This is a genomic window from Halomonas sp. 141, assembly GCF_002810305.1.
Taxonomy (GTDB): domain Bacteria; phylum Pseudomonadota; class Gammaproteobacteria; order Pseudomonadales; family Halomonadaceae; genus Vreelandella; species Vreelandella stevensii.
In genome coordinates this window covers 99328-105327 of the sequence record NZ_PINZ01000009.1, presented here as the reverse complement: position 1 = coordinate 105327, position 6000 = coordinate 99328, and the positions used below count along the sequence as shown (strand labels likewise).

Here is a 6000-nt window from a genome sequence, read left to right as displayed (position 1 = left end):
TTGCACGGGGCGAATGATCAAAAAGTGCTCGCTGGCGGTGATAGGGAAAGTGTCGGCGCCGGCTTCACGGATTCAGGTTCAAGTAAAAGGTGTTGGCCCTACGGTAATTAAGCGTTTTGAAGAGGTAGGTATAGATTCTTTTGAAAAACTGGCAATTCATGATGCAAAGGAAATTGCTGGTATGGTTGCCTCAATGCTTAGAACAACGTGCTGGAAAAATAGCCCTCAAGCATTATCAGCTGTAGAAGCTGCTATCACAAGAGCAAGGCAAGGCGTTTAATGGATAGTCATGCACATAACAAACGCCTTAAACATCGCGCCCTGCGGGCGCTGGACTCGCAACAAGTTGCTCGCCGTTTAGGCGGGCGTTAGGCCCAAGAATAGTCGGAAGCACGTATGGAAAAATTCGGTCACAAGCTTTTCTGGTGCGTCGCCTGGGTTGTCGTTGTCTTTGGCTACCTGTGGCTATTGAGCTTTGCCTATGAGACTCACGCGACCTTCGTGTTATTCGTGCTGCTCGCGATCGCTGGGAACCTCGCCTATGACGGCCTGAAAGTAGTCCTTGCATACGACGCGGACCAAGTTGCAGATGTAAGAAGGGTCACTTGGTATGTCATTGGCTTCCTAGCAGCGCTAGGCGGCTCCGTAATATCCCTTTTGCTTGGCGCGGTGGTCGCGGTTCGTGAATGGGTGCCGGAAGGAGTGGCCCAGGTGTTTGCCTCCATTGGCTTCCTCTCATGTATGGCGGCTGGTATGTGGCTGATCGCCAGGGCGGAGTCGAAGTTCCGTGCCACGAAGCGCACACCGCGAGCGCCAAAATAGGGCGCGCCGAAAGGCTTGCACTGTCGCACGTGCTCGGCCAGTGGCGGGGAGAGCAGGAGTCGAACGACCAAGCGCCTAACCAATGCGTGGAGCGGACCGCGAAGACGCGGCCGCTCACGCTGGCCGTTGAACTAAACCGCTTCGCGGTAGCTGTTGACGAATCACGTTTTTCGCCTCATCGGGCCACACTATTGATTGACCCACGTGGGTCAATCAACAGGAGTGACGACGATGACTGCCCTGCGACAGAAGATGATCGCGGCCATGCGTCAGCGTGGCTTTGCGCAACGTACCCACAATACCTACCTGATGGTGGTCACTGATCTGGCACATTATTTCCACCGTTCGCCAGACACGTTGAGTACCGACGACCTGCAACACTTCTTCAATCATCTGGTTCAGGAGCGCGGTTTGTCTGCCGCCAGTTGCCGTGTCTATCTGCACGGCGTGCGGTTCCTGTATTTGCACGTGTTGCAGTGGCCGTCGTTTGATGTGCCGCTCACCGTCCCCAAAAAACCGCAGCGGATTCCAGAACTGCTGACCCGCGACGAGGTTCGGCGGATCCTGGCCGCCTGCCAAAACGCCAAGCATCGCATGATGTTCGAACTGTGCTATGGCTGCGGATTGCGTGTGACCGAGGTCTGCCACCTGCGAGTTAGTGACATCGACAGCCAGCGTTACCAACTCCGTGTGACGCAGGGCAAGGGCGGCAAGGATCGTATGGTGTTACTACCCGTGACCCTGCTTGATCGCTTGCGCGATTACTGGCGCGCCTATCGGCCAGTCACATGGCTGTTCCCGAGCGCTCTGTTTCCCGATCAAGCCCTGCACGCCAGTGCGCCACAGAAGGCCTTTACCCAGGCCAAGCGTCTGGCCGGGGTCGAGCGGGTGGGTGGCATCCATAGTCTGCGCCATGCCTATGCCACCCATGTTCTGGAGCAAGGCCTGCCCGTCCATCAGCTCCAGCGACTACTGGGCCACCGTAACCTCCAGTCGACGATGCGCTACCTGCACTGGCTACCGAACCAGCAAGGGGGAGATCAGTGTCATATTGACCTGGTGGCCGCCCTGGAGGTGAGCCATGACTAAGGCCGCTACCTTGCAACAGGCATTGACCCGCTTTCTCGACCCAAGCGGTCTTGATCGCCAGCGCCAACGGGTGTGTACCCATCTGCTGGCCTGCCGAACGAAGGCGATGGGTGGGATGGTCTTACAGTGCTCTGACTGCGCTCATGTACAGCCACGCTACTTTGGCTGTCGTGATCGTCACTGTCCACAGTGTCAGGGCCGCGCCATGGCGCAATGGGCTGAGCGTCAGCAGGCCAATATGCTGCCGGTGCGCTATTACCACGTCGTATTCACGCTACCGCACAGTCTTAATGGCTGGGTTCAGCTTCATCCCGAGGTGATTCACCGATTGCTGTTCCAGAGTGCCTGGCAAACGCTGTGCACGTTTGCACGAGACCCAAAACGCCTCAACGGCGAAATGGGCATGATCGCGGTGCTTCACACCTGGGGCCAGAACCTGAGCCAGCATGTGCATCTGCATTGTCTGGTTCCAGGCGGTGCCTTGAGTGACGATGGCAAGTGGCATGAAGCGCGAAGCAACTACTTGTTCCCCGTGCGGGCCCTGTCACGCCACTTCCGTGGGCACATGGTGAGCGCTCTGCGCAAGGCCGCCCATGCTGGCGATCTCCACCGGGTTACCCGGCCCGGCGATGTCGATGCTCAATTGAACACACTGATGGCCACTGACTGGGTGGTTTACAGCAAGGACTGCCTTGAACACACCCAGGCGGTAGTACGCTACCTGGCGCGCTACACGCGCCAGATCGCCATCAGCAACGCACGTATCCTCGCCGTAGACGACCAGCAAGTGACCCTACGTTACAAGGATTACCGCGACCACGACCGACACAAGCAACTCATTCTGGATGGCGAGGAGTTCGTGCGTCGCTTCCTGCTCCACGTCCTGCCCAGGGGACTGATGCGAGTGCGGCATTACGGCTTTCTGGCCAATCGCTGCCGACGGCAACGTCTGGTACAGATCCGTCGAGCGCTAGCGATGGTTGACCAGGCTCCCCATGTCGATACAGCCGCCAGCGATGCGGAGCCGACCTACACCTGCCCACACTGCAAGCAGCCCACCTTACGGATGATCGGGACGCTCACACCCCAGCGCCCCCTCCATGATCAGCCGCCTAACGACAAGGAGCAACACTATCGAGCATGATGTAACGCCCTACGACAACAACAGACCTGGCTAACCGGCTCGCTAGCGAGTCATGGATAAGCTCGTCCCGATGATGGATTTTAGCCATCAGACGCGCTACATTGGGTTAAATTGGATTTGGAAGTGTCGACATGATGACGAAACGGATGATCAGAGCGCGTGCCCCCCGACCTGCCAATGCGCCGTTTGGTACCTCAGGCCACCTGTCAGTCAATACAATTCCCTATTAAATAGCCGCCTGATGGACGCGCCTTAGTCCAACAGGCATTTATTCGCCATGCTCCGCACGGCGAATAAATGCTTCACTGATAGACCGCTAAAATGGCAAAGCGGTTCGGCAGAGGTTGATTATGACGCTAGACATACGTGGTGGACTGAAGAATACGAGCATAAGTGGCAATAAGTACGTTGTCATTGAAGAGCTTCTTTCTAACGCGATTGATTCATATTTAATCCGTAAAAATGAGGATCCAGACGCGCCGCTGATGTCGATTGATTTTAAGATCGAATTCATTTCAGCAAGCCTCTTTGAAGACGGTGGTTATGACTTGAGCATCGCCTGTACTGATAATGGTGCTGGTTTTGGTAATGATCAGGTTAGGGCCTTTGTAACAAAAGACTCAACCTACAAGGACTATCTAGCAATCCAAGGAATTGGAAAGTGTAAAGGTGCGGGAAGAATACAGTACTTTCACTACTTCAGTCGTTTAAAAATCGCAAGCCGATATCTGTCAGATGATGTTTGCAAAAAGTGTCTGCTCGATATTCAGGCTGGTGCTAGAGAGATATCTGAGAGTGACTTCCATGCGTCAGATTCTGATTCCGGCATACTGGAGACTACGGTTAGCCTTCAAGGGATGCAGGAAGGGGCTTATAGAAAGCACTTTGACCGTAAGGCAATCAGGGTCGATTTCTCGGCAAAATTTATCCGCAACTACATATTTGTGGCTTTTCTTCAGAGGCTGATCGTCCTAAAAAATATCGTCGGAGATTTTTCAATATCTGTGACAGAAGTTGATGACAAAGGCTCAAGCACTGAGCAGATTAATTCGTCAGAGGTTCCGGAGCCAACAAGCGTTTCCGACTTTCCGCTCCTCTGTGCACACGCTAACGGCGAGTCTGCGGTTGATGGAACTTTGAAAGTTACGAGGTACTCGCTGCCGGAGTCTGACTTAATACAAAAACAGCACGAAGTGGCCTTGTGTGCAAACTCTGCTTTGGTGTATTCGCTCACCAAATTCTACCTAAAGAGCCCTCAAGACAGAGCCCGACCGATCGATGGTCACTTCGAGCTTTTGCTTGTAGAGAGTGATTTGCTGGAAGAGAAGGTTAATGAACAGAGGGATGGGTTCAATATCCCCCGTGAATGCTCTGCGAGCGAGGATTTTGATAGCGCATTTTCGTTGCAAGATATTGTTGAGTCGCTTGAGGATTACGTATTTGGGATATTGACGCCAAGAGATTTTGACAAGGATAGGTTGATTGACTCAACACAAGAAAGATTTGGCATATCGCGCTCAATGCTGAATGATATGAACATCAAGGTGCATTATAGCGATACATCTGAAAATATCGCCAAGAGAGTTTTAAAAAAGTATCAAGAAGACATCGTAAAGGAAACGTCGGATATTTTTGATCTGAAGCAGGAGTTGCTTGAGCTTGACCCCCGAAGTGATGACTTTCGGAATCGCATTGGAGAGCTTTCGTGGAAGTATACCTCCACGATGAAAAAGATGGATATGGCGAATCTATCCCAGCTTGTCGTTAGGCGCTCGTCAATGCTTGAGGTTCTTCGGCGTGCGGTTGATTCGGCGCTTTCTTGTCAAACAAATAGTAGCGGGCGCAGAGAGCCTGAGAAAATAATACACAACGTATTTTTTCCAACAGGCAAAGATAGTGGTGACGGTATTGATCATGATATATGGATTTTGAATGAAGAATATCATTACTTTGATCACATCGCGTCGGACAAGCCGCTAGCCAGCATTCCATGGAGTGGCAACCAAAACTTGTTTGATGAAGATGTAGACGAAAGCCTAGAGGCCCTTTTTGCTAAGAACAATAAAGATCATCGGTTGAAACGTCCGGATATAGCTATTTTCAATCAGGAAGGAGCTGCGATAATCATTGAGTTTAAAGCCCCTGGTGTTGAGCTACAGGAACATATACAAGATCTTGCCCAATATTCGAGACTTCTTGCGGCAAAATCGGGCGGGAAGATAAAGAGATTCTACGGCTACTTGATCGGTGACTGTATGGATGAAAGCAGAATGCCGTTCAACTACACTAGGTTTCCAAGTGGTTTAGGGTACTTCGCCACGGATCGCATAGTAGACCAGCAGACTGGAACTCAATATGGCCAGCTATACTCGGAGGTTCTGTTCTATGATCAGTTTATTGAGCGCGCTTCTCGCCGACTAAAGGTATTTAAAGAAAAGTTGAACATGGATGTTTGAGGAGGTTGCTTGGTTGTCGGAATATAGGGGGTTGCCCAGTTAGCTGTTTGTGCGAGGGGGGCGCGGATCGGGCCTGACACTAAGAGAAACTTCAACGCTGCTAGGGGGGGGCGTGCTTCTAACGATCAGTTGAACCCGACAAATCACTCCGGGCTTCGCCCTCCGTAATTTGCGGGTTAACTGGGCGTTGAGGCTGTAGAAAAACCCTTTTGACAGCCAGGTTTTGGTAGGTTCGGGAAAACAGATGGGGAGTGGTCAGCATGTCACGCTTCAAGGTTTACAACTACAATCAGAACGCCATGGTAGTGATCAACTATCAGGATCAGCTCCAGTCAGATAATTTTGAATGCGCATTAAATTACCTGTTCGAGCATGAAATCGACTTGTCGGTTTTCCATCCGGGAGATCGCAACGACACGACAGGTCGGCTGGCCTATGATCCGCCATCTTGAAGATCATCCTGTCTGCCTATTCAAAAGGCATCACCTA

6 protein-coding genes are annotated in these 6000 nt (G+C 52.1%); all 6 read left to right on the top strand.

What is annotated here, in order from left to right:
- Positions 1 to 280, top strand: a 280-nt coding sequence (locus CWI66_RS06665) for a hypothetical protein (protein WP_232710773.1), incomplete at its 5' end; no start/stop codon positions are given.
- Positions 281 to 396: 116 nt separating this feature from the next.
- Positions 397 to 822: a hypothetical protein gene (locus CWI66_RS06660; protein ID WP_100731260.1), complete on the top strand. Its 426-nt coding sequence runs from the start codon at positions 397 to 399 to the stop codon at positions 820 to 822.
- A 231-nt stretch (positions 823 to 1053) separates the two neighbouring features.
- Positions 1054 to 1911, top strand: a complete 858-nt coding sequence (locus tag CWI66_RS06655; protein WP_100731259.1) for a tyrosine-type recombinase/integrase — start codon at positions 1054 to 1056, stop codon at positions 1909 to 1911.
- Complete coding sequence (locus CWI66_RS06650) at positions 1904 to 3055, top strand: IS91 family transposase (protein WP_100731258.1); 1152 nt, start codon at positions 1904 to 1906, stop codon at positions 3053 to 3055. Before CWI66_RS06655 ends, CWI66_RS06650 begins: the two co-directional genes overlap by 8 nt.
- 350 nt (positions 3056 to 3405) lie before the next feature.
- A complete protein-coding gene (locus CWI66_RS06645) occupies positions 3406 to 5511 on the top strand; it encodes a hypothetical protein (protein ID WP_100731257.1) in 2106 nt (701 codons plus the stop codon).
- A 260-nt stretch (positions 5512 to 5771) separates the two neighbouring features.
- Positions 5772 to 5963 carry a transposase gene (locus CWI66_RS06640; protein WP_100731256.1) on the top strand — a complete coding sequence of 64 codons (192 nt, stop codon included), beginning with the start codon at positions 5772 to 5774 and terminating at the stop codon, positions 5961 to 5963.
- Positions 5964 to 6000 lie beyond the last annotated feature (37 nt).